This is a genomic window from Rhodococcus sp. G6(2025), assembly GCF_058628105.1.
In genome coordinates this window covers 5226586-5252237 of record NZ_CP179750.1, presented here as the reverse complement: position 1 = coordinate 5252237, position 25652 = coordinate 5226586, and the positions used below count along the sequence as shown (strand labels likewise).

The following is a 25652-nucleotide window of genomic DNA, read 5'->3' as shown; positions in this document are numbered from 1 at the left end:
GTCAGGATTCGGCGAGCACCGACAGCACGTTGCCCGCGGGGTCGGTGAACCACGCGATGTCGGGACCGTTGCCGCGCATAATCCCCTTGTCGTCCTGATCGAAACCGTCGTACCGCAGGAACCGGACCCCACGTTCGGTGAGCGCGTCGACGGCCTTCTCGACGTCGTCCACGGCGAAGTTCAGGATGGTGAACGTCGCCGGCGTGTGGTCGGGCTTGGGATAGATCAGCACCACCGGCCCCTTCGGGAGATGCAGGCCCAGTAGTCCCATCTCCTCCTCGGTGACCTCGAGGCCCAGGGTGTCGGTGTAGAAGGACTGGGCCGCGGCGATGTCGTCGACGGCGAAACCGCTGAATCCTCGCGCATTGCTCAACATGACTGTTCTCTTTTCCGTGCTGTCGGTCAGGACATCTCGGCCCGCGCCTGCGCGCTGAGCTGGATGATCTGGACGTAGTTGCCGTCGGGGTCCACGGCAGTGCCGAACCAGCTGCCGTCACGATCCTCGAGCGGGGACAACCACGTCGCACCGAGTTCGTCGATCCGGTGTGCTGCGGCGCGGGCGTCGGTGACCTCGACGTTGAGGAGTACGCGGCCGGGTTCGGGATTGGTGTCGCCGACGTCGTCGCGCCGGTCGAGCATGATGTAGAAGCCGTCGAAGTCGAGGACGTCGTAGCCCGGTTCGCCGGGGGTGCGTTCGACCTTCGGCGAGAACGCGGCGGTGTACCAGTCCCGCAGTCGGTCGGGGTGAGTGCTCGCGAGCAGGATGCTTCCGATCGTGGCGTCGGCCATGATGTCCTCCCGGTGGGTGTGCGTTTTCGGTGGTCCTGCAGATATGGACTCGGCCGCCCCGCGAAATTCATCGCAACGGAGTTTCCGAGGTTCCGAAAGCGGCACCGTCCCCTCCGAATATCGGTAGTGTGATTCATGTCACGGCTACATCCGGCTGGGTTGGGAGGGGTCACATGTCGACCTCCGAAATGCTCGAATTGAATCGCACCATCGACCGCCTTCGGCGCGCTGTCGGTTCGTTGCGATCGATGTACGGCGACGCCGCATCCGTGCGGCGACTGAGCAACGATCTGGAGCGGCTCGAGATCGACGCGCGGGAACTCGACTCTTCGCCACCGAACGTCGTCCACCGCGAACCGGTGGAGCGAATCAAGGTGTCGGACACCCCGTACGACGCGTCGATGTGGCTCGGTATCGATGACGAGGGGCTGGGCGGGCTCCACTACGAGCGCGGATGAGCGCGCCGCCGAAGGATTCCGAAAGTGCCGGTGTGGGGGCGCCGACGCGTGCCCGGATCGCGGAACGCACGCTCCGCACCGACCGGTGGTGGCTGGCCCCGCTGCTGACGGTGCTCGGCCTGTCCGTCTTCGTGGTGTACGCATCGGTCCGCTCGTGGGTCCGCACCGCGTACTTCGTCGAGGACTACCACTACCTGACGCCGTTCTACTCGCCGTGCCTGAGCGATTCGTGTGTGCCCGGTTCGAGCGACTTCGGGACACCCATCGGCGAGTTGCCGATGATCATCCCGCTCGGGTTCCTGGTGCTGCCGTTCCTGCTCGGCTTCCGGCTCACCTGCTACTACTACCGCAAGGCCTACTACCGGTCGGTGTGGTTCTCGCCGCCCGCGTGCGCGGTCGCGGAACCCCATAGCACCTACACGGGTGAGACGCGCCTGCCGCTGATCGTCCAGAACGCACACCGCTACTTCTTCTACGTCGCACTCGTCGTCTCGCTGATCAACACGTACGACGCGATCCGCGCGTTCCACGGCGCCGACGGCGGATTCGGAATCGGGCTCGGCACACTCATCATGGTCTGCAACGTGATCCTGCTCTGGGCGTACACCGTCTCCTGCCATTCCTGCAGGCACGTCATGGGCGGCAGGCTCACCCACTTCTCCCAGCACCCGATCCGGTACCGGCTCTGGACCTGGGTCAGCACACTGAACACCCGGCACATGCAGCTCGCCTGGACCACCCTCGCCACACTGATCGTCACCGACTTCTACGTGATGCTCGTGGCCAGCGGGACCATCTCCGACCTGCGCCTCATCAACTGACTTCATCGAAGAGGGAGTGGAATGACGGAAGTCGAACGGCACCAGTACGACGTCGTGGTCATCGGTGCCGGCGGCGCCGGACTGCGAGCGGTCATCGAGGCCCGGGAACAGGGCCTGTCCGTCGCCGTCGTCTGCAAGTCGCTGTTCGGCAAGGCGCACACGGTCATGGCGGAGGGTGGCTGCGCCGCCGCGATGGGAAACGCCAACGAGAAGGACACGTGGCAGACCCATTTCCAGGACACGATGCGCGGCGGCAAGTTCCTCAACAACTGGCGAATGGCCGAACTGCACGCCCGCGAGGCTCCCGACCGGGTGTGGGAACTCGAGACGTACGGGGCCCTGTTCGACCGGACCCCCGACGGCCGGATCAGCCAGCGTAACTTCGGCGGTCACACGTATCCGCGGCTCGCCCACGTCGGTGACCGCACCGGGCTCGAACTGATCCGCACCATGCAGCAAAAGATCGTGTCGCTGCAGCAGGAGGATTTCGCCGCCACCGGAGACTACGAGGCCCGGATCAAGATCTTCGCCGAGTGCACCATCTCCGAGCTGACCAAGGACGGCGACCGGATCTCGGGTGCGTTCGGATACTGGCGCGAGAGTGGACGTTTCGTCCTGTTCGAGGCCCCCGCCGTCGTGATGGCCACCGGCGGGATCGGCAAGTCGTTCAAAGTGACGTCGAACTCGTGGGAGTACACCGGCGACGGTCACGCCCTCGCCCTGCGTGCAGGCGCCAACCTCATCAACATGGAGTTCGTGCAGTTCCACCCCACCGGCATGGTGTGGCCGCCCAGCGTCAAGGGCATCCTCGTGACGGAAGGCGTCCGCGGTGACGGCGGGGTCCTGAAGAACTCCGAGGGCGAGCGGTTCATGTTCTCGTACATCCCGCCGGTCTTCAAAGGGCAGTACGCGGAGACCGAGGAAGAGGCCGACGGCTGGTACAAGGATTCCGACAACAACCGCCGCACACCGGATCTCCTGCCCCGCGACGAGGTGGCCCGGGCGATCAACTCCGAGGTCAAGGCCGGACGGCAGACCCCGCACGGCGGCGTGTACCTCGACATCGCCTCACGGATGCCCGCCGACGAGATCGTTCGGCGGCTGCCCTCGATGTACCACCAGTTCAAGGAACTCGCCGACGTCGACATCACCAAGGAGCAGATGGAGGTCGGCCCCACCTGCCACTACGTGATGGGGGGCATCGAAGTCGACCCCGACAGCGGATCGTCCAGCGTCGCGGGGCTGTTCGCCGCGGGGGAGTGCTCGGGCGGGATGCACGGTTCCAACCGGCTCGGCGGCAACTCGTTGTCCGACCTCCTGGTGTTCGGGCGCCGCGCCGGACTGGGGGCGGCGGAGTACGTGAAGTCGCTGCAGGACCGGCCGGTCGTGTCCGCGGACGCCGTCGATGCGGCGGCGCGAATGTTGTTGTCGCCGTTCGATCCCGCGGTCGGGGAGGGTGGCACCACCGAGAACCCGTACACGCTGCACACCGAACTGCAGCAGACCATGAACGACCTCGTCGGCATCATCCGGAAGGAAGACGAGATCGTCCGTGCCCTGGAGAAGCTCACCGAGATCAAGGGCCGCATCGGGGGCGTGGAGGTGGAGGGGCACCGCCAGTTCAACCCGGGATGGCACCTCGCCGTCGACCTGCGGAACATGGTGCTGGTCAGCGAATGCGTGGCTCAGGCGGCGCTGCTGCGCACGGAAAGTCGCGGCGGGCACACCCGCGACGACCACCCGAGCATGGAGGCGGAGTGGCGCAACACCCTGCTGGTGTGCAGCGTGGTCGGCGACATGTCCGCACATCCCGATTCGGTGGTGCCGGACGTCACCGTCACCCGCGAGCTCCAGCTCCCGATGCGCGCAGAGCTGTTGGAGCTCTTCGACATCGACGAACTCGCCAAGTACTACACCGACGCCGAACTCGCGGGACACCCGGGAAGGAAGGCCTGAGATGGGTTACGACGCGCAGTTCCGGGTCTGGCGCGGCGACGCGGACGGCGGCGCCCTCCAGGACTACTCCATTCCCGTCAACGAAGGTGAGGTGGTGCTCGACATCATCCACCGGTTGCAGGCGACGCAGACCCCGGACCTGGCGGTGCGATGGAACTGCAAGGCGGGCAAATGCGGATCGTGTTCCGCGGAGATCAACGGCCAGCCACGGCTGCTGTGCATGACGCGGATGTCGACGTTCACGGAAGACGAGGTGGTGACGGTCACGCCGTTGCGGGCGTTCCCGGTCATCCGGGATCTCGTCACCGACGTGTCGTTCAACTATGCGAAGGCGCGGGAGATCCCGTCGTTCACCCCGCCCCCGGGGCTCGGGCCGGGCGAGTATCGGATGCAGCAGGTCGACGTCGAACGGTCGCAGGAATTCCGCAAGTGCATCGAGTGCTTCCTCTGCCAGAACACCTGTCACGTCATCCGTGACCACGACGACAACAAGCCGGCGTTCTCCGGCCCCCGCTTCTTCATCCGCGTCGCCGAACTGGAGATGCATCCACTCGACACGGCCGACCGTCGTGACGCGGCGCAGGAAGAGTTCGGCCTCGGGCTCTGCAACATCACCAAGTGCTGCACCGAGGTGTGCCCCGAGGGGATAAAGATCACCGACAACGCCATCATTCCGATGAAGGAGCGGGTGGTCGATCGACGGTACGACCCCATCGTCTGGTTGGGCAACAAGCTCTTTCGCCGCGGTTAGCGCCTCCGGCACCCGTGAGTACTTATTAACCGCCCGACGTTGATAAGTACTCACGGGTGCGTCAGCGCACGGCGTGGAGGTTGCGTGCGGTGGGCGACTTCTCGACCGATTCGGGGTCCGGGTCGGTGCCCAGGATCCGGTCGGCGGTTCCCGAGGTGGTGACGGTGAACCAGTAGTGCTCGTTCTTGTAGTGGTGATGGCGGTGGTTGCGCCAGATCGCACGGTACAGGCGGGAGTTCGGCTTGTAGTCGCTGTGGATGAGGTAGTGCGTCCATTCGTAGAGGACGCCCAGAATGCTCAGCACCACCAGGAACGTCAGTCCGAGTCCGATGCGCGGGAACGCGAGCAGCGAGAGGGCCACGAGAACGGGAATCAGCCACGTCAGTGTCTGCCACGGGATGAAGACCAGCGGTACGTCCCGGGGGTCGACGTGATGCTCGCGATGCTTCCGGGCGAGCAGCGAATCGACGGTCAGGCCCAGGACTTTTCGGGGTTTCCAGTGCAGGATGCAGACGTGGATGACCCATTCGGCGAACGGGAACACGGCCAGCATCACCAGCGGAAGCACGGCGTCGGTCGGCTGCCAGTCGCCGACGATCAGGCGGGCGGCCACCGCGGCGACCAGCATGCCGCCGATCATCCACGGGGACGGGTGTCGGCGGAACTGGTCTGCGGCGTCGCGGAGGGCGATCGACCTGCGTTGGCGGCGATCTGCGGAAGGTTTCGTGGTCATGTGTCCTTCTCCGAATCGTTCTGGTGCAGTGCGTCGATCACGGCCGTGACGGCGGCCGTGCCGAGGTCGAGGAGTGTGGTGGCGGTCTGTGCCGCGGCGACTTCGTCGTGGGCGGTGATCGCCTCGGCCAGCTGGTGGTATAGGTCGGTGCGTCCGACTTCCGCGACCATGACTGCGGCCATCGCCGTCATGGTCGGTTCGTACGCGTTGCGGAGGCTGTTGAAGATGAGCCGGAATGCGATTGAATCGGCCGTGTCGACAACACGCTCCCAGAAGGCCAGGGCGCCGACCTGCTGCGCGACCGGGTCGCTGTCGGAGGCGAGACGATCCACGGCGTCGCGGAGAGCGGCACCCGACTCGTCGGTGGCCCGGCCGGCGGCGAGCCGGGCGACCTGCACGCCGATCATCCGCCGGGCCTCGAGAACGCTGCGCACCACCGCCCAATCGGGGATGCCATCGCGGACGAGCAGCTGGGACAGCAGTTCGGGCCCGCCGTGCTGGCGGAAGTCGCGGACCGAGGTGGCGTCGCCCTGCCGGACGTCGACGAGTCCGGCCTGGGCCAGCTTCTGGATCGCTTCCCGGACCGCGGGCCGGGACACCCCGAAGGCTTCGGCCAGGCGTCGTTCGCTCGGCAGGGCGTCACCGGCGGCGAGGTCGCCGCCCAGCACACGCGCGGTGATCTGGTCGAAGACTTCGGTGGAGGCGGATTTCCGCGCGATCGGCTCGAACATCATGACCACGACACTAGGGCGGCAATAGGTAAGAGGTCAAGTGGTCTTACCAGTGAATTTTGCTAGCCGAACAGGCTTCGGACGAACGCGCTGGTGTCGGGCAGGGAGGCGGGCATGGTGTAGAGATGGCCGGTCGGATACGTCCGGAACACGAACTGCTGCCCGTTCGCGGCGAGGTCCGCCGTCAGTTTCCAGGCAAGAGGAATCGGGACGACGTCGTCGAACAGGCCCTGCCCGATGAACAGCGGCCGGTCGTAGCCCCGCACGGGCACGCCCAGCGTGGTGCGTAGCGCTGCCAGCACCACCGGGTCGTCGAGGGGACGGGACATCAACTGGCCGATCGAGATGCCGTCGAGTTGCGGGGCCGCCTCCTCGTAGCAGAGCGATTCGACGCGATTCAGGACGTCGACGCCGAGCGGTGTGAGGTAGCTGTCGACGTCGAGGTCGGGCCGCGACGCCCGCAATCCGGCGAGCGCGTACGCCACGAACACCGTGCTCCCGGTGAGGGGCACGTCCGGGAAACCCGGGCCGACGAGCGGCGCGAGATTCTCCAGATTGGACGGGGCGCCGGTGGCGACGGTGCCGCGGAAGTCGAGTTCGGGTGCGTACGTGGTGGCCATCGACGCGGCGACGAGAGCGGCATGGCCGCCTTGCGACTGACCGAGGGCGACCCACCGGTTCGACAGGGACGGCGTGACGGTCCGCGCCGCGCGCACCATGTCGATCACGCTGTGCGCCTCCGTCGGGCCGTCCAGGTACGGGTGCACACCCGGTGTGCCGAGGCCGACGTAATCCGTTGCGACGACGGCGTATCCCTGGTCGAGCCAGTGCTGGACGTACGGTCCGACGAGTTTTCCCGTCACCGTCGGCGCACACTTGTCGGCGATACCGACCGTGCCGTGGGCCCAGGACACGACGGGCCACCCGCCGGGTGGCGCCGCACCGGGGGGCAGGAGAACCGCGCCGGTGCTGAGCGCGGGTTCGTCCATCGGCCCCGTCGTCCAGTAGGTGACGTACGTGGCGTCGGCGACGCCCGGCGGCCGCGCGTCCGGTGCCACCGGCGTCGCGGCGACGACCGCACCCGGATCGCCGCCTGCGGTCTGTGCCGCCGAGGGGGTGGGCGCGCCGAGGAGCGACAGTGCGAGTGCCGCCGCGAGAACCGTTCCGGTGCGGCGGCCGAGTGAAGACGTCATCGCGTCCGTCCCTGGGCCGTCGGAGGCGCCGCGCGGTCCTCGAGTGGCCGACGCGGCGTCGACTCAATTGTGCGCGCTCAGGGGCGGTGGGCGGAGTCTTTCAAGCGTGCGCGAATTCCGTCGACGAACAGCGACAGGCCGAAGTCGAACCGGACCGCCGGATCGCCGTCGAGGAGGTCCTCGTCGTACGCCGCGATCGGAGACTGTGGGGCGTCGGGGGAGAGGGCGGCCCGGGTGAGGGCGCCTGCCGACTCCATCTGCGCCCGCGACTGCTCGTCGACCGTGTGGCCGAGGACGTAGTACAGCAGCGAGAACGACGACAGTTCCGCGTGTTCGCGGGACAGTCCGGATCGCAGGCCGACTGCTGCGAAGCTTTCCCGGACCCGGGAGTTGGTCATGCGCGACGCGTACGTGGCGGAGACCAGTTCGGCGCCGTCGCGGTGAGCGAGCAGTGCGGTGCGGAGTCGATGGGCCAGTTCGGTGAATTCCGCGTCCCAGCCGGGGGCCGTGACCGGGGCGTCGACGTCTTCGAGAATCTTGTCGGCGAGCGCCCCGAGCAGGGTCTGCTTGTTGGGGAAATGCCAGTACAGGGCGCCCGGCTGCACGCCGAGAGCCGTCGCGAGCCTCCGCATCGTGAGGTCGGCGAGGCCGAACTCGTCGAGGATGGCCATTGCGCCGTCGAGTACGTCGCCGCGTCGCAACTGCACTGTGTGATCTCCCAATCTCGTCGAAAAGCCCGCCCGGCTTTGACAGTATTCCACCACGGATCTAACGTGAACACCGTTCAACTTGTACGGTGTTCAATTTTTCGGTTCCGTCGATTCACGGCACGTGATCGGCCCGTTTTCCAGGAGATACGTGTGACATCGGCCCCGGTACAGACAGACATCCTCGCCCTCGCGCGTGAGCAGGTTCTCGAGCGCGGTGACGCGCTGAACGAGAGTCAGGTGCTCGAGGTCCTGCAACTTCCCGACGATCGGCTCGAGGAACTGCTCGCCCTCGCGCACGACGTGCGCATGAAGTGGTGCGGTCCCGAGGTCGAGGTCGAGGGCATCATCAGCCTCAAAACCGGCGGCTGCCCCGAGGACTGCCACTTCTGCTCGCAGTCCGGCCTGTTCCAGTCGCCGGTGCGTGCGGCGTGGCTCGACATTCCGTCGCTCGTGGAGGCTGCGAAGCAGACCGCCAAGTCCGGCGCCAGCGAATTCTGCATCGTCGCCGCCGTCCGCGGCCCCGACGAGCGGCTGCTCGCCCAGGTCGCTGCCGGCATCGAGGCGATCCGCAACGAGGTCGACATCCAGATCGCCTGCTCGCTGGGCATGCTCACCCAGGAGCAGGTCGACCAGCTCGCCGCGATGGGTGTGCACCGCTACAACCACAACCTGGAGACGTCGAAGTCCCACTTCCCGAACGTCGTCACCACCCACACGTGGGACGAGCGCTGGAACACCCTCCGCATGGTGCGCGAGGCGGGCATGGAGGTGTGCTGCGGCGGCATCCTCGGCATGGGGGAGAGCCTCGAGCAGCGCGCCGAGTTCGCGGCCAACCTCGCCGAACTCGAACCCGACGAGGTGCCGCTGAACTTCCTCAACCCGCGTCCCGGAACCCCGTTCGGCGACCTCGAGGTCCTGCCCGCGAGCGAGGCCCTCAAGTCGGTGGCCGCGTTCCGCCTCGCGCTGCCCCGCACCATCCTCCGCTTCGCGGGCGGGCGCGAGATCACGCTCGGCGACCTCGGGGCCAAGCAGGGCATCCTCGGCGGCATCAACGCCGTCATCGTCGGCAACTACCTCACGACCCTCGGCCGCCCGGCCGAACAGGATCTCGACCTGCTCGTCGATCTGCAGATGCCGATCAAGGCCCTGAACGACACCCTGTGACGATCATGGCAGAGGCGACCATGGGCGACTGCCCCGACGGCCTCGAGGGCCGGGTCGACGCCCCCGAGGAGCGCTACAACCCGTACACCGGCCGCCGCGTGGTGGCCGGTGTGGACGACGCCGTGCCCACCGCCGCGCAGTTGGGGCTGGAGCCGCCCCGCTTCTGCGAGGCGTGCGGCCGCCGGATGGTGGTGCAGATCAGCCCGGACGGCTGGTGGGCGAAATGTTCCCGCCACGGTGTGTTCGACTCGATCTACGGCGGACGGCGGTAGCGTCGGACGGGTGACCACGCTCCCGCGCTTCAGGCTTCGATCTGCCGCCGGAATCTTCTGCGGGACGGTGGTGGCGAGCGCGCTCGCCGGGGTGCTGTGGGGAGTCCTCGCACCGCCCGAGCACCTGCTGGTCGTCGCCCCCGACCGCGGGGTGTCGCTGACAGGGGAGAGCGTGCACCGGTTCGATGCGATCGGGATGTTCGCGTGCGCGGGCCTGGTGGTCGGGATCCTCACCGCGGTCGCGGCGTGGACGGCGCGGAGAAGTCGCGGCCCGGTGGCGCTGGGTGCGGTTCTCGCGGGCAGTGTGGTCGGGGCCGGTGTGATGGCGCTGGGTGGAATCGGCGTGGCGGCGCTGCGTTTTCCCGACCCCGACACCTCGACCGCCGGCACGGTCGTGGCGGTCGCGCCAGGGATCGGGACCTTGCTGGTGCTGATCTTCCAGCCCCTCGTCGCCTGCGTCGTGACGTTGGTGCTCGCCGCGCTCAATCCGTACGACGATCTCGGCGTCAGTGGTCCCGCGGTCGAACTCGACGAGCCGGAAGAGCGCGACGCGACGCTTACCTCGTGACCGACGTCCGCATCCGCACGTCCCCGAGGAGGCGCCCGCTGGCGAGAGCGCCGATGCGGCGAGTCGCGAATCGGGTGCTGACCGACGACACCCAGTTCATCAGCCCGGAGACGACGCTCGGCGGGGTGCTGCGCCGGTCCAGGGCGCGCAGGGCTGTCGACACCACCTGATCCGCGGTCTGCATCCGGCCGACGGCGGCGTCCTCGGAGCCGACGACGTCGAAGAACTCGGTGCGGGTGGGGCCCGGGCAGACGGCGAGCACGGTGAGGCCGGTGCCTCGCGCCTCGGCCCACAACGCCTCCGTGAAATTGAGGACGAACGCCTTGGTCGCCCCGTAGACGGCCATGCCGGGAGTCGGCTGGAACGCGGCGGTGCTCGCCACGTTCACGAGTGCGCCGCGTCCCCGGAGCAGGTCGGGCAGGAACGCGTGCGACAGCTCGACGAGGGTGGTGACGTTGAGTTGGATCTCGGAGGTGAGGCGCTCGAGGTCGGCGGACGCGAAATCTCCGTGCGTCCCGAATCCCGCGTTGTTGATCAGTGAGTCGACGCGGATGTCGCGGGCGGTGAGTTCGCGGCGCAACCGCTCCCCGGCGCCTGGTGTCGCGAGGTCGAACGGGAGCACGGTGACCGACACGTGGTGCGCGGCGCGGAGTTCGGTGGCGAGTTGTTCGAGCCGGTCGGCGCGGCGGGCGACGAGGACGAGATCTGCACCCCGTCCGGCGAACCGGCGAGCGAATTCGACACCGAGGCCCGCGCTGGCGCCGGTGATGAGGACGGTGGTTCCGGATACGTCGAAGGACATGTCTGCTCCTGGCGGTGGGTGTCCTTCGAATGTAGTCACTGCCATCTATGTAGTCAATGACAACATTTTGCTAGGCTGGCGGCATGCCCGTCGCCGAACAGCCCTACCACCACGGGAGTCTTCGCCGGGTGCTGCTCGCGCGCGCCGAGAGCACGCTCGAGAAGGACGGCGTCGACGGACTCTCCCTGCGGCAACTCGCCCGCGAGGCCGGGGTCAGCCACGCCGCACCCAGCAAGCACTTCCGCGACCGACAGGCGCTGCTCGACGCACTCGCGGAGTCCGGTTTCCTGCGCCTCACGGCCGCCCTCGAACTCGCGGTCGAGGAGGCGGAACCGCACGCCCGGGCCCGCTTCGCCGCGCTCGCCGGCGCCTACGTGAGCTTCGCACTCGCACACCGGGAGTTGCTGGCCCTGATGTACGGCAACAAGCACGCGCCCGGAGCCGCCTCCCGGGTCGTGGAGGCCGGCCACGCCTCGATGGACCTGACGGTCCGGATCGTCGCCGAAGCCCAGGCCGCGGGCGACATCGGACCCGGGGACGCTTCGCGCATCGCCCTCGTCGCGTTCGCGACGTTCCACGGGATCGCCACCCTCGCCGCCGGCGGAATGCTCGACGGCGCGCCGGTGGACGAAGTCGTCACCGCCGCGTCGGACACGTTCTGGCGGGGTCTCGCCCAGGCGTGAGGCCGCCTGACGCGCAGGGTCAGCTCGGCGGTCGAAGCGCCGCGAACTCGTCCGTCACCCGCAGCGTGGAGTCGGTGAACCGGTAGAGCGCGGCCGGGCGCCCACCGGTACGGCCCGACGGCGCCGTGTTCCCGGTGGGAGTCAGCACTCCACGTCGCCCGAGGACGCGCTGGAGGTTGGTCGCATCCACCTGGTACCCGAGTGCGGCGCAGTAGATCTCGCGCAGCGTCGACATGGAGAACTCGTCGGGGGCCAAGCCGAACGCGATGTTGGTGTAGGAGAGCTTGGCGGCGAGGCGGGTCCGGGCGTGCCGGACGACGGTGCCGTGGTCGAACGCCATCTCGGGGAGCGCGGACACCGGGTGCCACGCGGTGTCCGGCGGCAGCTGCGGGTCGGCGGGAAGGGGGACGAGTCCGAGGAAGGTCGACGCGATGGTGCGCGGGCCGGGCACGCGATGGGGGTCGCTGAACACCGACAGCTGCTCGAGGTGGGAGACCTCCTGCACGTCCACCTTCTCGGCCAGCTGGCGTCGCGCGGATGTGGTGAGGTCCTCGTCCTCGCGGAGCAGTCCGCCGGGCAGGGACCAGGCGCCCGCCTGCGGATCGAGGGCCCGTTGCCACAGCAGCACGGCGAGCTCACCGGCGTGACGCGCATCACCGCCTTGACCTGCGGTGATGTGGTCCGGGAAGTGGCGAACCTGGAACACCGCGGTAAGCACTTCATGCGTGGTGTTACTATTGGGCATGTTTTCGATCCTAAGTCGAAAACCTCGATTGCGGAAATTCGGGCCAGCCCGCCCGAGTTCACGGTGAAGGAGCAAGCCATGACGACCACGACGTTGTGGGCGGGTACCAACCCGCAGATTCAGGACGGTCCCGGCGGTTACGCGGGCGTCGAGGCGAGCGAAGAGTGGGCTGCCGAGATCAAACGGCTGGCGCGTGAGCGGGGAGCGACCCTCCTCGCGCACAACTATCAGTTGCCCGCCATCCAGGACGTGGCCGACCACGTCGGCGACTCCCTCGCGCTCTCGCGCATCGCGGCCGAGGCCCCCGAGGACACCATCGTGTTCTGCGGCGTGCACTTCATGGCCGAGACCGCGAAGATCCTCAGCCCCGCCAAGACGGTGCTGATCCCGGACGAGCGCGCCGGCTGCTCGCTGGCCGACTCGATCAACGCCGATCAGCTGCGTGAGTGGAAGGCGGAGTTCCCCGACGCCGTCGTCGTGTCGTACGTCAACACGACCGCCGAGGTGAAGGGTCTGACGGACATCTGCTGCACGTCGTCCAACGCCGTCGACGTGGTCGCGTCGATCGACCCCGACCGTGAGGTCCTGTTCCTTCCCGACCAGTTCCTCGGCGCACACGTCAAGCGCGTCACCGGCCGCAAGAACATGCAGATCTGGGCGGGTGAGTGCCACGTCCACGCCGGCATCAACGGCGACGAGCTCACCGCACAGGCCAAGGCGCACCCCGGTGCCGAACTGTTCGTGCACCCCGAATGCGGCTGCGCCACCTCGGCTCTCTACCTGGCCGGTGAAGGGTTCGTGCCCGAGGACAAGGTGAAGATCCTGTCGACGGGCGGGATGCTCGACGCCGCCCGCGCGACCGGGGCCAAGCAGGTTCTCGTGGCCACCGAGGTCGGAATGCTGCACCAGCTGCGCAAGGCCGCACCGGAGGTCGACTTCCAGGCCGTCAACGACCGCGCGTCCTGCCCGTACATGAAGATGATCACCCCCGCGGCCCTGCTCCGCTGCCTGCTCGAGGGCAAGGACGAGGTTCACGTCGATCTCGCGACCGCGGAGCGTGCCCGCAAGTCGGTGCAGCGCATGATCGAGATCGGAAACCCGGGCGGCGGCGAGTGAGCAGCCCGGCCCGGGGGATTTCCTGGGAAGAGCACGCCGACCTCGTGGTCGTGGGCGGTGGGGTGGCCGGACTGACGGCCGCCCGCACCGCCTCGCTGCGCGGACTGACCGTGCTCACCGTCAGCAAGGGCGGGGCGACGGACACGGCGACGCAGTATGCGCAGGGCGGTATCGCGGTGGTGGGTGACGCCGTCACCGATTCGGTGGACTCGCATGTCGCCGACACGTGCGAGGCCGGGGTGGGCCTGTGCGACGAGGACGCCGTGCGGTCGATCGTCGCGGGCGGCCGTGATGCCGTGGCCGCGTTGACCGACCTGGGCGCGGTGTTCGACCGCGGCCGCGACGGCGCCGTCTCGCGCACCCGCGAGGGCGGGCACAGCACCCGGCGGATCATTCACGCCGGCGGGGACGCCACGGGCGCCGAGGTGCAGCGCGCCCTGGGTGCCGCCGGGCTTCCGGTCCTGTTCGACAGTTGCGCCGTACGGGTACTCACCGATGCGCGCGGCGTCACCGGCGTGCTCGTGGATTCGCCGCGCGGACTCGGCGTCGTTCACACACCGGCCGTCCTCCTGGCCACCGGCGGACTCGGGCAGCTGTACGCCTGCAGCACCAATCCGCCCGGAGCCACCGCCGACGGCGTCGCTCTCGCGCTGGACGCAGGCGCGGCCGTCGCCGATCTCGAGTTCGTGCAGTTCCACCCGACCGTCCTGTTCACCCCCGGCGGTCTCGGACGGCGTCCGCTGATCAGCGAGGCCGTCCGCGGCGAGGGGGCGATCCTCGTCGACGCCAACGGCGAATCGGTGACCGCGGGTGTGCATCCGCGCGGCGACCTCGCCCCCCGCGACGTCGTGTCGCGGGCGATCGCGTCGAGGCTTCGGGAACTGGGTCACGACCACGTCTACCTCGACGCGCGTCACCTGTCCGGCTTCGCGCAGCGGTTCCCGACCGTGACGGCCTCGTGCCTGGACGCCGGGATCGACCCGCGCGAACAGCTGATCCCGGTCGCGCCCGCCGCGCACTACGCGTGCGGCGGAGTGGTCACCGACGTCGACGGACGCACCGCCGTCCCCGGCCTCTACGCGGCGGGCGAGGTGGCCCGCACCGGGCTGCACGGAGCGAACCGGCTGGCCTCCAACAGTCTCCTCGAAGGCCTGGTGGTCGGCGAGCGGGTCGGCGCCGCGGCCGTCGAACGCGCCGGCCTCCGCGTCGAGGCAACCGACCCCGAGCGGCGTGCCCGGCCGTCCGCACCGCGGGAACTGGTGCAGCAGTTGATGACCGCCAACGCCTCCGTCGTCCGGGACGGCACCGGACTCGAGGCGGTGGCCGCCGCCCTCGCCGGCGCGACGCGCACGGTGCCCGAGGGTGAGACCGCGCTCGAAGACGCCGCGCTGACCCTGACGGCGTCCGCACTGGTACTCGCCGCCGCGGCGCGGACCGAAAGTCGTGGATGCCACACCCGCAGCGACTACCCGCAGACGTCCGACGAGTGGCGCCGCAGCACGCACGTGCGTCTGCGCGACGGCGAACTCGAGCTTCTCGAACCCCAACTGACAGGAGTGCTGTGATGTCCGACCATGTCCTTCCCGACGGTCTGGACGCGGACGAGGTGCGTGCGCTCGTGCGTCTCGCCCTGGACGAGGACCTGCGGTACGGACCGGACGTGACGTCGTCGTCCACGGTCCCGGCCGACGCGGTGGCCAAGGCGTCCGTGGTCTCCCGTGCGCACGGCACCGTCGCCGGCCTCGACGTGGGACTGCTGGTGCTCGACGAGGTGATCGGGGCGGGCCGCTACCAGATTCTCGACCGGGTCGCCGACGGTGCCCGGGTCGCGCCCGGCCAGGCCGTGCTGACGGTCACCGCGCCCACGCAGGGTTTGCTCACCGCGGAGCGGACGATGCTCAATCTGGTGTGCCACCTGTCCGGCATCGCCACGGCGACGTCCGCCTGGGTGGACGCGGTCGAGGGCACCGGCGCGAAGATCCGCGACAGTCGCAAGACGCTGCCGGGACTGCGCGGCCTGCAGAAGTACGCCGTCCGGGTGGGCGGCGGCGTCAATCACCGCATGGGGCTCGGCGACGCGGCACTGATCAAGGACAACCACGTCGCGGCCGCCGGTTCGGTGGTGGCGGCGCTGCGGGCGGTGCGCGCGGCGGCACCGGACATCGAGTGCGAGGTGGAGGTCGACAGCCTCGAGCAACTCGACGAGGTGCTGGCCGAGAACGTCGAACTGGTGCTGCTCGACAACTTCCCGCTCTGGCAGACGCAGATCGCCGTGCAACGCCGTGACGCGAACGCCCCCGGCACCAAGCTGGAGTCGTCGGGCGGTCTCACGCTGGACGTCGCGGCCGAGTACGCCGGAACCGGAGTCGACTACCTCGCGGTCGGTGCGCTCACCCATTCCGTCACCGTGCTGGATCTCGGCCTCGACATGTGACCCCACCCGTGAGTACTTATCAACCGCCCGCGGTTGATAAGTACTCACGGGTCAGACGGCGCGGCGCACCGTCGCCAGGAACGTGGCCGCGACGAAGAACAATCCGGAGAACGTCCGGTTGGTCGCGCGCTGCTGGCGTGGTGACCGCATCAGCCGCAGGACCTTCGACGCCAGCCCGGTGTAGCCGGTCATGACGACGACATCGACCGCGATCATGGTGGCGGCGATGATCAGGTACTGGGGGAGCAGGGGCGCCGACGGGGTGATGAACTGTGGGAGCACCGCGAGCATGAAGACGACGGCCTTCGGGTTGCTGGCATTGACCAGGAAGCCGCGCAGGGTCATCGCGGGACCGCTGGTCTCGGCGACCTCGCCATCGACGCCGGACACGTCGGTCGCACTCGCCCGCCACTGGCGGATGCCGAGATACACCAGGTACGCGACGCCGAACCACTTGATCACCGTGAACGCGAGTGTCGAGTTCGCGAGCAGCGCCCCGAGTCCGGCGGCGACCACCGCGATCTGCAGCAGCAACCCCAGCTGGAGACCCGCGATGTTCCAATAGCCCCGACGCAACCCGAACCGCATCCCCGTGGCCATCGACGCGATCGCGCCGGCCCCCGGGGACAGACTGATCACGCACGAGGCCCCGAGCACTGCACACCACATCTGCCACGACACCAGGTGATGGTACGTCGCGCCCCGGGCGGCACCCGTTCTACGGGGGATCGGTGCAGCTGAGGGGCGGATTCACGAGGGAACAGAGTGCGGCAGGGCGTTCGGGTCCGTAGCCGGGCGGGAGCCCGTTCGCGACGAGGTCCCGGTAGGTGGTCACCGCATCGGTCGGTCGGCGGGTGAGGGTGGGATCGGTCAGCGCGTCGACGGTGAACAGGCCGAACCGGGGACGGTACGTGCCCCACTCGTAGTTGTCGGTGATCGACCAGTAGTTGTATCCGATCACCGGGGCGCCGTCCGCGCGTGCCCGCTCCAGCCAGTAGACGTGATCGCGGAGATGATCGGACCGGGTGTAGCCGTCCGGGCGCGGTGTCCCGTCGTCGGTGGGCATGCCGTTCTCCACAACGTACAGCGGTAGTCCCGGAAATTTTCCGGTGTACCGCATCAGGGCGTGGTAGATGCCGTCCGGTTGGGGGCTGATGTCGTAGAAGGCGTCGGTGACCGCATGTGCCGCGGTGAGGTTGTCGGGGGAGAGGCCGTAGTAGTAGTCGACGCCGAGGAAGTCGAGCTTGTCGCGGATCCGGTCGACGAAGGTGGCGTCGAGCGCGTCCATGGCGGCCGGGACGTATGCGAGGTTGCTGCTCACCCGGGCGCCGGGGTCGTTCTCGTGGACCAGGTCGTAGGCGCGGCGGTGGACCTCGACGAGCCGGTCGAGCATCTGCGGGGCCCGGTCGGGGGTGATGCCACCGAACGTCAGCTCCTTCTGCACGTACACGGTCGGTTCGTTGATCGTGATCCAGAGCGCACCGAGACCGGAATAGCGCTCGATCACTTTCTGCGCGTTCGCGAGCCAGTCGTCGACGGTGTCCGGGTCGGCCCAGCCGCCCTGATCGGCGACCCACCCCGGATACACCCAGTGGTCGAGGGTGATCATCGGGGTCATGCCGCGGCTGGTGATCTCGTGGACGACGTCGTCGTAGTACCGCAGTTCGGTCTCGTCCCACACGCCCGGGGCGGGCTGCAGGCGGGCCCATTCGACGCCGAACCGGAAGACGTCGACACCCAGGTCCGCGGCGCGGGCGATGTCCTCGGTGTACCGGTGACGGAAGTCGACCGAGTTGCCGATCGCGTCGTGGGTCCGTCCGGAGTCGGAATACCGCCGCCAGTTGCTGTCGGGTGAGGAACCCTCCGATTGGAACCCGGACGTCGCCACGCCCCACAGGAAGTCGTCGGGGAGAGGGGCGGCGTGCGCCGCGGTCGCGGGCGCCAGCAAGCACAGGAGAACCGCGCCGGCGCCCAGGAGTCGCGAGGGAGTCCGCATCGGCCGAAGAGTAGCGGAAACGCTGTCCCGAGTGCGCCGATTGAGTGATACTGGTGAGTAGGACTACCCGCCAGTAGGAGGCGCGTCATGGTCGATACCTCAGCTCCGAAGGTCACCGAGGAAGAAGCACGAGCGGTCGCGGAGGAGGCGAGGGAATCCGGCTGGGACAAACCCTCCTTCGCGAAAGAACTGTTTCTGGGACGGTTCCGGCTGGATCTGGTTCATCCCTTCCCCCGCCCGGCCACCGAGGACGCCGCCAAGGCCGAGGAATTCCTCATTCGCCTCCGCGCCTACTGCGAGGAGATGGACGGCAGCGTCATCGAGTCCCAGTCGCGCATTCCCGACGAATACGTCCGCGGTCTCGCCGACCTCGGGTGCTTCGGCCTGAAGATCTCGGAGGAGTACGGCGGCCTCGGACTCTCGCAAGTCGCGTACAACCGGGCCTTGATGCTCGTCGCCTCGGTGCATCCGAGCCTGGGCGCCCTGCTGTCCGCGCATCAATCGATCGGCGTCCCCGAACCGCTCAAGCTGGCCGGCACCCCCGAGCAGAAGCGCGAGTTCCTGCCGCGCTGCGCCCGCGGCGCCATCTCCGCCTTCCTCCTCACCGAACCCGACGTCGGTTCCGACCCCGCGCGGCTGGCGTCCTCCGCGACCCCCATCGAGGGCGGTGCCGCCTACGAGCTCGACGGCGTGAAGCTGTGGACGACCAACGGCGTCGTCGCCGAACTGCTCGTCGTCATGGCGCGGGTACCCAAGAGCGAAGGCCACCGCGGCGGCATCTCCGCCTTCGTCGTCGAGGCCGACACCCCGGGCATCACCGTCGAACGGCGCAACGCGTTCATGGGACTGCGGGGGATCGAGAACGGCGTCACCCGCATGTACAAGGTCCGCGTTCCCGCCGAGAACCTGATCGGCCGGGAAGGTGACGGACTCAAGATCGCGCTCACCACCCTCAACGCCGGCAGGCTGGCGATTCCGGCGATGTGCGCCGGGGCCGGGAAGTGGTCGCTGAAGATCGCCCGCGAATGGTCGGGCGTCCGCGTCCAGTGGGGCAAGCCGATCGCCGAGCACACTGCCGTCGCCAACAAACTGTCGTTCATGGCCGCGACCACCTATGCCCTCGAGGCCGTGGTGGACCTGTCGGCGCAGATGAACGACGAGGGTCGCAACGACATCCGGATCGAGGCGGCGCTCGCCAAGTTGTGGTCGTCCGAGATGGCCTGCGTCATCTCCGACGAGCTGATCCAGGTCCGCGGCGGTCGCGGGTACGAGACGGCGGCGTCGCTGGCCGCCCGCGGTGAACGCGCGGTGCCGGTGGAGCAGCTGGACCGCGACCTGCGCATCAACCGGATCTTCGAGGGCTCGAGCGAGATCATGCGGCTGCTGGTCGCGCGCGAGGCGGTGGACGCGCACCTCACGGCGGCGGGCGATCTCGCGGACCCGCACGCCGACACCGGTGCGAAGGCCCGCGCGGCCGCCAAGGCGAGCGGTTTCTACGCGAAGTGGCTGCCGCAACTCGTGGCAGGCAAGGGGCAGGTGCCGACGTCATACAGCGAATTCGGCGTCCTGGCCAAGCACCTGCGGTTCGTCGAACGGCACTCCCGCAAGCTGGCCCGCTCCACGTTCTACGGGATGGCCCGGTGGCAGGCGGCGCTGGAGAAGCAGCAGGGCTTCCTCGGCCGGGTCGTGGACATCGGCGCCGAACTGTTCGCGATGTCCGCCACGTGCGTCAAGGCGGAGATGCAGCGCGAGGAGAACGAGGCCGAGGGTGCGGCCGCCTACGAACTCGCCGACGTGTTCTGCCGGCAGGCGGCGCTGCGGGTCGAGAAACTGTTCGACGGTCTGTGGCACAACACCGACGACGTGGACAAGCAGGTCGCGCACTCGATCCTCGAGGGACGATATGCGTGGCTGGAGCGGGGAGTGGTCGACCCCAGCGAAGGCACCGGTCCGTGGATCACCGAGTGGACCCCCGGCGCCTCCACCGAGGAAAACCTGGCGAGGAGGTTCCTGCACTCCACCCGCCTCTAGGCCCTCGGGTTCGGCGCCCCGGCTCGGCGGTACCCTCCGAGGAGACGCGCACACCAGCGTGGCACCCGCCTGCGTTCTCGGACGCGGGCGGGACGAGCCGAGGGAACACCAGTGCGTAGCTTCATGTGTCGCAAATGCGGCCAACGACTGTCGTTCGAGAACAGTCTCTGCCTGAAATGTGACAGCGCCCTGGGATTCCACCTGCCGAGCCGGTCCATCGTCGTCCTCGACGGCGCCGACCGGGCGGAGGTGGACGGCGAAACCTGGGTGCGGTGCGCGAATGCCGGCACGGCGAAGTGCAACTGGCTCGTCCGGAACGACGACGTCCAGAGCCTGTGCACGTCGTGCCGGTTGACGCGGACGCGTCCCGCGGACGGTGACGACGAGGGCATGGCCGCGTTCGCGACCGCCGAGACCAACAAGAGGCGGGTCGTTCTCGAACTCGACGAGCTCGGTCTCCCGATCGTCCCCAAGTTCGAGGACCCGGGCACCGGGCTGGCCTTCGACCTGCTGTCGAGCGCACGGACCCGGGTGGTGACCGGGCACGCCGGCGGGGTGATCACCCTCGACCTGGCCGAGGGCGACGACGTGCACCGGGAACAGCTGCGCGTCGAGATGGACGAGCCCTATCGCACGCTCGTCGGCCATTTCCGGCACGAGATCGGGCACTACTACCAGGTGATGCTGATCCGGGGCGACGCCGAGCGCGCCCGGTTCGAGGAACTGTTCGGGGATCCGGACCAGGACTACCAGGCCGCGCTGAAACGCCACTACCGCGAGGGTGCGCCGAAGGGCTGGGGCCGACTCTATGTGTCGTCCTACGCCACGATGCACCCCGCCGAGGACTGGGCGGAGACCTTCGCGCACTACCTGCACATCCGCGATGCCCTCGACACGGCGGCAGCCTTCGCGATGGCGCCCGCCGGAGCGACGACGAGCAGTGAACTCAGTGGTGACGTGGGGTTCGACCAGATCATCGACTGGTGGCTGCCGCTGTCGTGGGCGCTCAACCAGATGAACAGGTCGATGGGCCACCACGACCTGTATCCGTTCGTGCTTCCGGCCGCGGTGCTGGAGAAGATGCGGTTCATCCACTCGCTGATCCAGCCCGCCCCGGTGTGGGACGAGCCGGCACCGGTGCCGGCGGAAACCCGGTCGGCCGGCGACCGGTGAAAATGGGGTGCGCCTATCCTGGATAATCGGTGTCGAGCCCTGTTCTCCGCGAACAGTCCGCTCGTCCGAGACACCGTGTCCCGACAGTCGCAGAGAGGACCTCTCATGCTCGCCCGCACCGACCTTCGTGGTCGTACCCCTTCCACGGCCGAACTTCGCGCCGCACTTCCTCGAGGTGGAGTGGATGTGGACGCGGTCCTGCATCAGGTTCGCCCCGTCGTCGAGGCGGTCCGGGAGCGCGGCGCCGACGCGGCGCTCGAGTTCAGCGAGAAGTTCGACGGCGTCCGTCCCGCGCAGGTGCGGGTGCCGCAGCCCGAGTTGGACCGCGCGCTCGGCGAACTCGATCCGGCCGTCCGCGCCGCCCTCGAGGTCGCGATCGAACGCACCCGCAAGGTCCACGCCGACCAGCGCCGCACCGACACCACCACCGAGGTCGTCCCGGGCGGCACCGTCACCGAACGGTGGGTGCCCGTCGACCGCGTCGGGCTGTACGTCCCCGGCGGCAACGCCGTCTACCCGTCCAGCGTCGTGATGAACGTGGTCCCGGCGCAGGCCGCCGGTGTCCGGTCCCTCGTGGTGGCGTCGCCGCCGCAGTCCGAGTTCGGTGGTCTGCCGCACCCGACCATCCTCGCCGCGGCCGCCCTGCTCGGCGTCGACGAGGTGTGGGCCGTCGGTGGCGGTCAGGCCGTCGCCCTCCTCACCTACGGCGGCAGCGACACGAACGGCGCCGAACTCGCCCCCGTCGACCTCATCACCGGCCCCGGCAACATCTACGTCACCGCCGCCAAGCGCCTCTGCCGCGGCCTCGTCGGCATCGACGCCGAGGCGGGCCCCACCGAGATCGCGATCCTCGCCGACCACACGGCCGACCCGGTACACGTCGCCGCGGACATGATCAGCCAGGCCGAGCACGACGTGATGGCCGCGAGCGTGCTCGTCACATCCAGCGTCGAACTCGCCGACGCCGTCGACACGGCGCTGGCCGCGCAGCTCGAGATCACCAAGCACAAGGAGCGCGTCACCGCCGCGCTGTCCGGCACGCAGTCGGGCACCGTCCTGGTCTCCGACGTCGAAGCCGGGCTGCGGGTGGTCAACGCATACGCCGCCGAGCACCTCGAGATCCAGACCGAGAACGCCACCGCCGTCGCCGCGAAGGTGACCAGTGCGGGCGCGGTGTTCGTCGGCCCGTGGGCGCCGGTCAGCCTCGGCGACTACTGCGCCGGGTCCAACCACGTCCTGCCCACCGCGGGCTGCGCCCGGCACTCCTCGGGTCTGAGCGTGCAGACGTTCCTGCGCGGCATCCACGTGGTCGACTACTCCGAATCGGCGCTGAAGGAGGTCTCCGGCCACGTCATCACCCTCGCGAACGCCGAGGACCTGCCCGCGCACGGTGAGGCCGTGCGGCTGCGGTTCGAGGCGCTGCGGTGACCGCGGCGAATGTGCCGGGTTCGTCGATCGGGGTGGACGCCCTGCCGATCCGGGAGAATCTGCGTGGCAAGTCGGCGTACGGGGCGCCGCAGCTGACCGTCCCGGTTCAGCTGAACACCAACGAGAACCCGCACCCGCCCACGAAGGCGCTCGTCGACGACGTCGCCGAGTCCGTGCGGGAGGCCGCGCGGGAACTGCACCGCTACCCGGATCGTGATGCGGTGGCACTGCGCACCGACCTCGCCGCGTACCTCGTCCGCCAGACGGGGGTGCCGGTGACGGTCGACAACGTGTGGGCGGCCAACGGGTCCAACGAGATCCTGCAGCAGCTGCTGCAGGCGTTCGGCGGTCCCGGTCGCAGCGCGATGGGCTTCGTGCCGTCGTATTCGATGCACCCGATCATCGCGGACGGCACCGAGACCGAGTGGCTGCCGATCTTCCGGCGCGCCGACTTCGCGCTCGACGTGGACGCCGCGACCGCGGCGATCACCGAGCGCAGGCCCGACGTCGTGTTCGTCACCAGTCCCAACAACCCGACCGGGCACAGCGTCGGCATCGCGGAACTGCGCCGGGTCCTCGACGCCGCACCGGGCATCGTGATCGTCGACGAGGCGTACGCCGAATTCTCCGACGCGCCCAGCGCTCTGACGTTGATCGACGAGTACCCGTCGAAGCTGGTGGTGTCGCGGACGATGAGCAAGGCGTTCGCGTTCGCCGGTGGCCGGCTCGGATACCTCGCGGCCGCACCGGCATTCATCGAGGCGCTGCTCCTGGTCCGGCTGCCGTATCACCTGTCGGTGGTCACGCAGGCCGCTGCCCGCGCGGCGCTGCGGCACGCGAACGAGACGCTCGCCAGCGTGCACGCGCTCGCCACGGAGCGGGTGCGGGTGTCGAAGGCATTGGAGGACGCGGGGTTTAGCGTCATCCCCAGCGACGCGAACTTCATCCTGTTCGGTGAATTCACCGACAGTGCCCACGCCTGGCAGGCCTACCTCGACCGCGGAGTGCTCATCCGGGACGTCGGCATCCCCGGTTACCTGCGCGCCACCGTCGGTCTGGCCTCCGAGAACGACGCCTTCATCGTGGCGAGCGACGAGATCGCCGCCACCGAACTCACCAGCTCAGGAGACCGAGGATGACCGACCGCATCGCCCGCGTGGAGCGCACCACCAAGGAATCCAGCATCACCGTCGAACTGAACCTCGACGGCACCGGCATCGTCGACGTCTCCACCGGGGTCCCGTTCTTCGATCACATGCTGACCGCGCTCGGCTCCCACGCGAGTTTCGACCTCACCGTCCACGCGAAGGGCGACATCGAGATCGAGGCGCACCACACGGTGGAGGACACGTCGATCGTGCTCGGCCAGGCGCTCGGTCAGGCGCTCGGCGACAAGAAGGGCATCCGCCGGTTCGGTGACGCGTTCATCCCCATGGACGAGACGCTCGCCCACGCATCGGTCGACGTGTCCGGTCGTCCGTACTGCGTCCACACCGGCGAACCCGAACACCTGCTGCACGCCGTCATCGGCGGCTACCCGGGCGTGCCGTACGCGACGGTGATCAACCGGCACGTGTTCGAGTCGATCGCGCTCAACGCGCGAATCGCCCTGCACGTGCGGGTGCTCTACGGACGCGATCAGCACCACATCACCGAGGCCGAGTTCAAGGCCGTCGCCCGCGCACTACGCGAGGCGGTCGAACCGGATCCCCGCGTCACGGGTGTGCCGTCCACCAAGGGCAGCCTGTGATCCGGGCGCATTCGTGAGTGTCGTCCTCGTCTACGTCCTGTTCATCGCCGCGGGGATCGCGGCGGGCGGGGCGTACTCCATGTGGAAGTTCAACAAACTGGCCTCGGGCGTGCTGCTGGCACTGGCGGTGCTGGCAGCCGTGGCAGGCGTTCTCAGGTTGATGTAGTGCCCGTCGCAGTGGAGCCGCGCCGCGGCCTGCTCCGCACCCGCGGCATGCCCGCCGCGATGGTGATGGGCGCGGCGGCGTTCGGCGGCTGGGCGGTGCTGCTGCCCGTGGTGCCGCTGATCGTCTCGCTGTCCGGTGGCTCCGACACGCTCGCCGGCAGCGTGACGGCCGTGTTCATGGCCGCGACCGTGATCACCCAACTCGGTGTGCCCCGGCTCCTGCGCAGGTGGGGGCATCGCTGGGTGCTCGCCGCCGGCTGCATGCTGCTCGGGCCGCCGTCGCTGCTCCTCCTCCTGTCGACCGAGGCGATCCCGGTGCTGGCCGTGTCTGCCGTCCGGGGATCGGGCTTCGGCATGCTCACCGTCGCCAGTAGTGCGCTGGTCGCCGAACTCGTTCCCCGCGAGGTGCTCGGCCGGGCGACGGGTGCGCAGGGAATCGCGGTGGCCGCCGCGCAGATGGTCGGGCTGCCCGCGGGGCTCGCGATCATGCAGCACTGGTCCGCGACCCCCGTCTTCGTGATCGGCGCCCTCATTCCCGCCTTCGCGGTGCTCGCGATCACGCGCCTCCCCGCGATCCACGCCCCCGCGGATCGCACGTCGCAGGGCCGCATCCCGCTCGCCGTCCTACTCACGCCGTGGCTCGCGATCGCGATCTCCGCGGCCGCGTTCGGCGGCCTGTCCAGCCTGCTGCCCATCGCGATCTCGGAGCGGGCCTCGCTCGCCGGGGTGACCCTCGCCGTCTCGAGCGGTGCGACGCTGATCGGGCGATACGCCGCGGGATCGTTCTCCGACCGGCTGGGGGTGGGCCGCGCCCTGGTTCCCGCCCTGACGTTCGTATGCCTCGGTCTGGTGCTGTTCGCCGTCGCGGCGGCGACGAGTGCGCCGGTGCCGCTGCTGGTGTGCGCGGCCCTGGCCTTCGGATTCGGATTCGGGGCGGTGCAGAACGAATCCCTCGTCATGATCTTCACCGCCGCGGGACCGGCCCGATTCGGCTCGGCGAGCGCCGGATGGAACATCGGGTTCGACGCCGGAACCGGTTTCGGTTCCCTGGCGCTCGGAGCTGTCGCGTCGGCGGCCGGGTACTCCTGGGTGTTCGCGGTCGCGGCGACGGCCGTCGCGGTGGTCCCGGCCGCCGGGATGATCGTCGGCCGCGCCCTCGGGCGTCGTGCAGCCGCCGGATAAG

28 protein-coding genes are annotated in these 25652 nt (G+C 68.9%); 18 read left to right on the top strand and 10 right to left on the bottom strand.

Annotated features, from left to right (window positions below):
- Position 1: 1 nt before the first annotated feature.
- Positions 2-376 carry a VOC family protein gene (locus tag ACLIVD_RS24130; RefSeq protein WP_491930777.1) on the bottom strand — a complete coding sequence of 125 codons (375 nt, stop codon included), beginning with the start codon at positions 374-376 and terminating at the stop codon, positions 2-4.
- A gap of 26 nt (positions 377-402) precedes the next feature.
- A complete protein-coding gene (locus tag ACLIVD_RS24125; protein WP_280782534.1) occupies positions 403-789 on the bottom strand; it encodes a VOC family protein in 387 nt (128 codons plus the stop codon).
- A 173-nt stretch (positions 790-962) separates the two neighbouring features.
- Between ACLIVD_RS24125 and ACLIVD_RS24120 the strand changes: the two genes are divergently transcribed.
- The 4 genes from ACLIVD_RS24120 to ACLIVD_RS24105 are packed head-to-tail and all read left to right on the top strand — an operon-like array spanning position 963 to position 4775.
- Positions 963-1247: an Rv0250c family protein gene (locus ACLIVD_RS24120; protein WP_009473700.1), complete on the top strand. Its 285-nt coding sequence runs from the start codon at positions 963-965 to the stop codon at positions 1245-1247.
- Positions 1244-2068, top strand: coding sequence for a succinate dehydrogenase subunit SdhC (gene sdhC, locus ACLIVD_RS24115; RefSeq protein WP_491930776.1), 825 nt, complete (start codon positions 1244-1246; stop codon positions 2066-2068). Before ACLIVD_RS24120 ends, sdhC begins: the two co-directional genes overlap by 4 nt.
- A gap of 21 nt (positions 2069-2089) precedes the next feature.
- Positions 2090-4024, top strand: a complete 1935-nt coding sequence (locus ACLIVD_RS24110) for a fumarate reductase/succinate dehydrogenase flavoprotein subunit (protein WP_491930775.1) — start codon at positions 2090-2092, stop codon at positions 4022-4024.
- A 1-nt stretch (position 4025) separates the two neighbouring features.
- Positions 4026-4775, top strand: coding sequence for a succinate dehydrogenase/fumarate reductase iron-sulfur subunit (locus ACLIVD_RS24105; protein WP_105413673.1), 750 nt, complete (start codon positions 4026-4028; stop codon positions 4773-4775).
- A gap of 61 nt (positions 4776-4836) precedes the next feature.
- Here ACLIVD_RS24105 and ACLIVD_RS24100 read toward each other — a convergent pair whose 3' ends face one another.
- The 4 genes from ACLIVD_RS24100 to ACLIVD_RS24085 all read right to left on the bottom strand — a co-directional run bounded on the left by ACLIVD_RS24100 (position 4837) and on the right by ACLIVD_RS24085 (position 8139).
- A complete protein-coding gene (locus tag ACLIVD_RS24100; protein WP_491930774.1) occupies positions 4837-5508 on the bottom strand; it encodes a sterol desaturase family protein in 672 nt (223 codons plus the stop codon).
- Positions 5505-6242 carry a FadR/GntR family transcriptional regulator gene (locus ACLIVD_RS24095; protein ID WP_491930773.1) on the bottom strand — a complete coding sequence of 246 codons (738 nt, stop codon included), beginning with the start codon at positions 6240-6242 and terminating at the stop codon, positions 5505-5507. The genes ACLIVD_RS24100 and ACLIVD_RS24095 overlap by 4 nt, the downstream gene beginning before the upstream one ends.
- A gap of 59 nt (positions 6243-6301) precedes the next feature.
- A complete protein-coding gene (locus ACLIVD_RS24090; protein WP_280782529.1) occupies positions 6302-7432 on the bottom strand; it encodes a lipase family protein in 1131 nt (376 codons plus the stop codon).
- Between the two features lie 77 nt (positions 7433-7509).
- Complete coding sequence (locus ACLIVD_RS24085) at positions 7510-8139, bottom strand: TetR/AcrR family transcriptional regulator C-terminal domain-containing protein (RefSeq protein WP_491930772.1); 630 nt, start codon at positions 8137-8139, stop codon at positions 7510-7512.
- A 153-nt stretch (positions 8140-8292) separates the two neighbouring features.
- Between ACLIVD_RS24085 and bioB the strand changes: the two genes are divergently transcribed.
- From bioB to ACLIVD_RS24070, 3 genes are read left to right on the top strand one after another with little or no spacing between them, the layout of a single operon-like run.
- The gene (gene bioB / locus ACLIVD_RS24080; protein ID WP_005260291.1) at positions 8293-9306 is read left to right on the top strand and encodes a biotin synthase BioB; all 1014 of its coding nucleotides are present in this window, start codon (positions 8293-8295) and stop codon (positions 9304-9306) included.
- The gene (bsaP, locus tag ACLIVD_RS24075) at positions 9303-9578 is read left to right on the top strand and encodes a biotin synthase auxiliary protein BsaP (protein ID WP_491930771.1); all 276 of its coding nucleotides are present in this window, start codon (positions 9303-9305) and stop codon (positions 9576-9578) included. Before bioB ends, bsaP begins: the two co-directional genes overlap by 4 nt.
- A gap of 10 nt (positions 9579-9588) precedes the next feature.
- Positions 9589-10146 (top strand): DUF2567 domain-containing protein, encoded by a 558-nt coding sequence (locus tag ACLIVD_RS24070; RefSeq protein ID WP_491930770.1) that lies wholly within the window; start codon positions 9589-9591, stop codon positions 10144-10146.
- Here ACLIVD_RS24070 and ACLIVD_RS24065 read toward each other — a convergent pair.
- Positions 10136-10948 carry an SDR family NAD(P)-dependent oxidoreductase gene (locus tag ACLIVD_RS24065; RefSeq protein WP_491930769.1) on the bottom strand — a complete coding sequence of 271 codons (813 nt, stop codon included), beginning with the start codon at positions 10946-10948 and terminating at the stop codon, positions 10136-10138. The genes ACLIVD_RS24070 and ACLIVD_RS24065 overlap by 11 nt on opposite strands.
- Before the next feature lie 83 nt (positions 10949-11031).
- Here ACLIVD_RS24065 and ACLIVD_RS24060 point away from each other — a divergent pair, with 83 nt between their 5' ends.
- Positions 11032-11631, top strand: a complete 600-nt coding sequence (locus ACLIVD_RS24060) for a TetR/AcrR family transcriptional regulator (RefSeq protein ID WP_491930768.1) — start codon at positions 11032-11034, stop codon at positions 11629-11631.
- A gap of 19 nt (positions 11632-11650) precedes the next feature.
- On the opposite strand, the gene ACLIVD_RS24055 is transcribed toward ACLIVD_RS24060, so the two are convergent.
- On the bottom strand, positions 11651-12376 hold the full coding sequence (locus tag ACLIVD_RS24055; RefSeq protein ID WP_491930767.1) for an NUDIX hydrolase: 726 nt from the start codon (positions 12374-12376) through the stop codon (positions 11651-11653).
- 78 nt (positions 12377-12454) lie between these two features.
- Here ACLIVD_RS24055 and nadA point away from each other — a divergent pair, with 78 nt between their 5' ends.
- From nadA to nadC, 3 genes are read left to right on the top strand one after another with little or no spacing between them, the layout of a single operon-like run.
- Positions 12455-13492 (top strand): quinolinate synthase NadA, encoded by a 1038-nt coding sequence (nadA, locus tag ACLIVD_RS24050; protein WP_005247541.1) that lies wholly within the window; start codon positions 12455-12457, stop codon positions 13490-13492.
- Positions 13489-15057 carry an L-aspartate oxidase gene (locus ACLIVD_RS24045; protein ID WP_491930766.1) on the top strand — a complete coding sequence of 523 codons (1569 nt, stop codon included), beginning with the start codon at positions 13489-13491 and terminating at the stop codon, positions 15055-15057. Before nadA ends, ACLIVD_RS24045 begins: the two co-directional genes overlap by 4 nt.
- Positions 15057-15926 carry a carboxylating nicotinate-nucleotide diphosphorylase gene (gene nadC, locus ACLIVD_RS24040; protein WP_491930765.1) on the top strand — a complete coding sequence of 290 codons (870 nt, stop codon included), beginning with the start codon at positions 15057-15059 and terminating at the stop codon, positions 15924-15926. Before ACLIVD_RS24045 ends, nadC begins: the two co-directional genes overlap by 1 nt.
- Before the next feature lie 51 nt (positions 15927-15977).
- On the opposite strand, the gene ACLIVD_RS24035 is transcribed toward nadC, so the two are convergent.
- Positions 15978-16607, bottom strand: a complete 630-nt coding sequence (locus ACLIVD_RS24035) for a LysE family transporter (protein WP_164062963.1) — start codon at positions 16605-16607, stop codon at positions 15978-15980.
- Positions 16608-16644: 37 nt separating this feature from the next.
- Positions 16645-17922 (bottom strand): glycoside hydrolase family 1 protein, encoded by a 1278-nt coding sequence (locus ACLIVD_RS24030; protein ID WP_491930764.1) that lies wholly within the window; start codon positions 17920-17922, stop codon positions 16645-16647.
- An 87-nt stretch (positions 17923-18009) separates the two neighbouring features.
- On the opposite strand from ACLIVD_RS24030, the gene ACLIVD_RS24025 reads away from it, so the two are divergent.
- The 7 genes from ACLIVD_RS24025 (at position 18010) to ACLIVD_RS23995 (ending at position 25651) form a co-directional block, all read left to right on the top strand.
- Positions 18010-19953 (top strand): acyl-CoA dehydrogenase family protein, encoded by a 1944-nt coding sequence (locus ACLIVD_RS24025; protein WP_105413685.1) that lies wholly within the window; start codon positions 18010-18012, stop codon positions 19951-19953.
- A gap of 111 nt (positions 19954-20064) precedes the next feature.
- Complete coding sequence (locus ACLIVD_RS24020; RefSeq protein WP_280782518.1) at positions 20065-21126, top strand: zinc-binding metallopeptidase family protein; 1062 nt, start codon at positions 20065-20067, stop codon at positions 21124-21126.
- Between the two features lie 105 nt (positions 21127-21231).
- The gene (hisD, locus tag ACLIVD_RS24015; RefSeq protein ID WP_491930763.1) at positions 21232-22554 is read left to right on the top strand and encodes a histidinol dehydrogenase; all 1323 of its coding nucleotides are present in this window, start codon (positions 21232-21234) and stop codon (positions 22552-22554) included.
- Positions 22551-23693 (top strand): histidinol-phosphate transaminase, encoded by a 1143-nt coding sequence (locus tag ACLIVD_RS24010; protein WP_283334302.1) that lies wholly within the window; start codon positions 22551-22553, stop codon positions 23691-23693. Before hisD ends, ACLIVD_RS24010 begins: the two co-directional genes overlap by 4 nt.
- Complete coding sequence (gene hisB, locus ACLIVD_RS24005) at positions 23690-24304, top strand: imidazoleglycerol-phosphate dehydratase HisB (RefSeq protein WP_005247522.1); 615 nt, start codon at positions 23690-23692, stop codon at positions 24302-24304. Before ACLIVD_RS24010 ends, hisB begins: the two co-directional genes overlap by 4 nt.
- Positions 24305-24317: 13 nt before the next feature.
- Positions 24318-24470 (top strand): hypothetical protein, encoded by a 153-nt coding sequence (locus ACLIVD_RS24000; RefSeq protein ID WP_007297398.1) that lies wholly within the window; start codon positions 24318-24320, stop codon positions 24468-24470.
- Entirely contained in the window at positions 24470-25651 is a 1182-nt protein-coding gene (locus ACLIVD_RS23995) for an MFS transporter (RefSeq protein ID WP_477955452.1), read from the top strand. Before ACLIVD_RS24000 ends, ACLIVD_RS23995 begins: the two co-directional genes overlap by 1 nt.
- The last annotated feature ends 1 nt before the right edge of the window (position 25652 follow it).

Excerpts from the sequence above, each read along its gene's own strand:
- ACLIVD_RS24130 (WP_491930777.1), bottom strand. The coding sequence starts at position 376 with ATGTTGAGCAATGCGCGAGGATTCAGCGGTTTCGCCGTCGACGACATC.
- ACLIVD_RS24125 (WP_280782534.1), bottom strand. The coding sequence starts at position 789 with ATGGCCGACGCCACGATCGGAAGCATCCTGCTCGCGAGCACTCACCCC.
- ACLIVD_RS24120 (WP_009473700.1), top strand. The coding sequence starts at position 963 with ATGTCGACCTCCGAAATGCTCGAATTGAATCGCACCATCGACCGCCTT.
- sdhC (WP_491930776.1), top strand. The coding sequence starts at position 1,244 with ATGAGCGCGCCGCCGAAGGATTCCGAAAGTGCCGGTGTGGGGGCGCCG.
- ACLIVD_RS24110 (WP_491930775.1), top strand. The coding sequence starts at position 2,090 with ATGACGGAAGTCGAACGGCACCAGTACGACGTCGTGGTCATCGGTGCC.
- ACLIVD_RS24105 (WP_105413673.1), top strand. The coding sequence starts at position 4,026 with ATGGGTTACGACGCGCAGTTCCGGGTCTGGCGCGGCGACGCGGACGGC.
- ACLIVD_RS24100 (WP_491930774.1), bottom strand. The coding sequence starts at position 5,508 with ATGACCACGAAACCTTCCGCAGATCGCCGCCAACGCAGGTCGATCGCC.
- ACLIVD_RS24095 (WP_491930773.1), bottom strand. The coding sequence starts at position 6,242 with ATGATGTTCGAGCCGATCGCGCGGAAATCCGCCTCCACCGAAGTCTTC.
- ACLIVD_RS24090 (WP_280782529.1), bottom strand. The coding sequence starts at position 7,432 with ATGACGTCTTCACTCGGCCGCCGCACCGGAACGGTTCTCGCGGCGGCA.
- ACLIVD_RS24065 (WP_491930769.1), bottom strand. The coding sequence starts at position 10,948 with ATGTCCTTCGACGTATCCGGAACCACCGTCCTCATCACCGGCGCCAGC.
- ACLIVD_RS24060 (WP_491930768.1), top strand. The coding sequence starts at position 11,032 with ATGCCCGTCGCCGAACAGCCCTACCACCACGGGAGTCTTCGCCGGGTG.
- ACLIVD_RS24055 (WP_491930767.1), bottom strand. The coding sequence starts at position 12,376 with ATGCCCAATAGTAACACCACGCATGAAGTGCTTACCGCGGTGTTCCAG.
- nadA (WP_005247541.1), top strand. The coding sequence starts at position 12,455 with ATGACGACCACGACGTTGTGGGCGGGTACCAACCCGCAGATTCAGGAC.
- nadC (WP_491930765.1), top strand. The coding sequence starts at position 15,057 with ATGTCCGACCATGTCCTTCCCGACGGTCTGGACGCGGACGAGGTGCGT.
- ACLIVD_RS24030 (WP_491930764.1), bottom strand. The coding sequence starts at position 17,922 with ATGCGGACTCCCTCGCGACTCCTGGGCGCCGGCGCGGTTCTCCTGTGC.
- ACLIVD_RS24025 (WP_105413685.1), top strand. The coding sequence starts at position 18,010 with ATGGTCGATACCTCAGCTCCGAAGGTCACCGAGGAAGAAGCACGAGCG.
- hisD (WP_491930763.1), top strand. The coding sequence starts at position 21,232 with ATGCTCGCCCGCACCGACCTTCGTGGTCGTACCCCTTCCACGGCCGAA.
- hisB (WP_005247522.1), top strand. The coding sequence starts at position 23,690 with ATGACCGACCGCATCGCCCGCGTGGAGCGCACCACCAAGGAATCCAGC.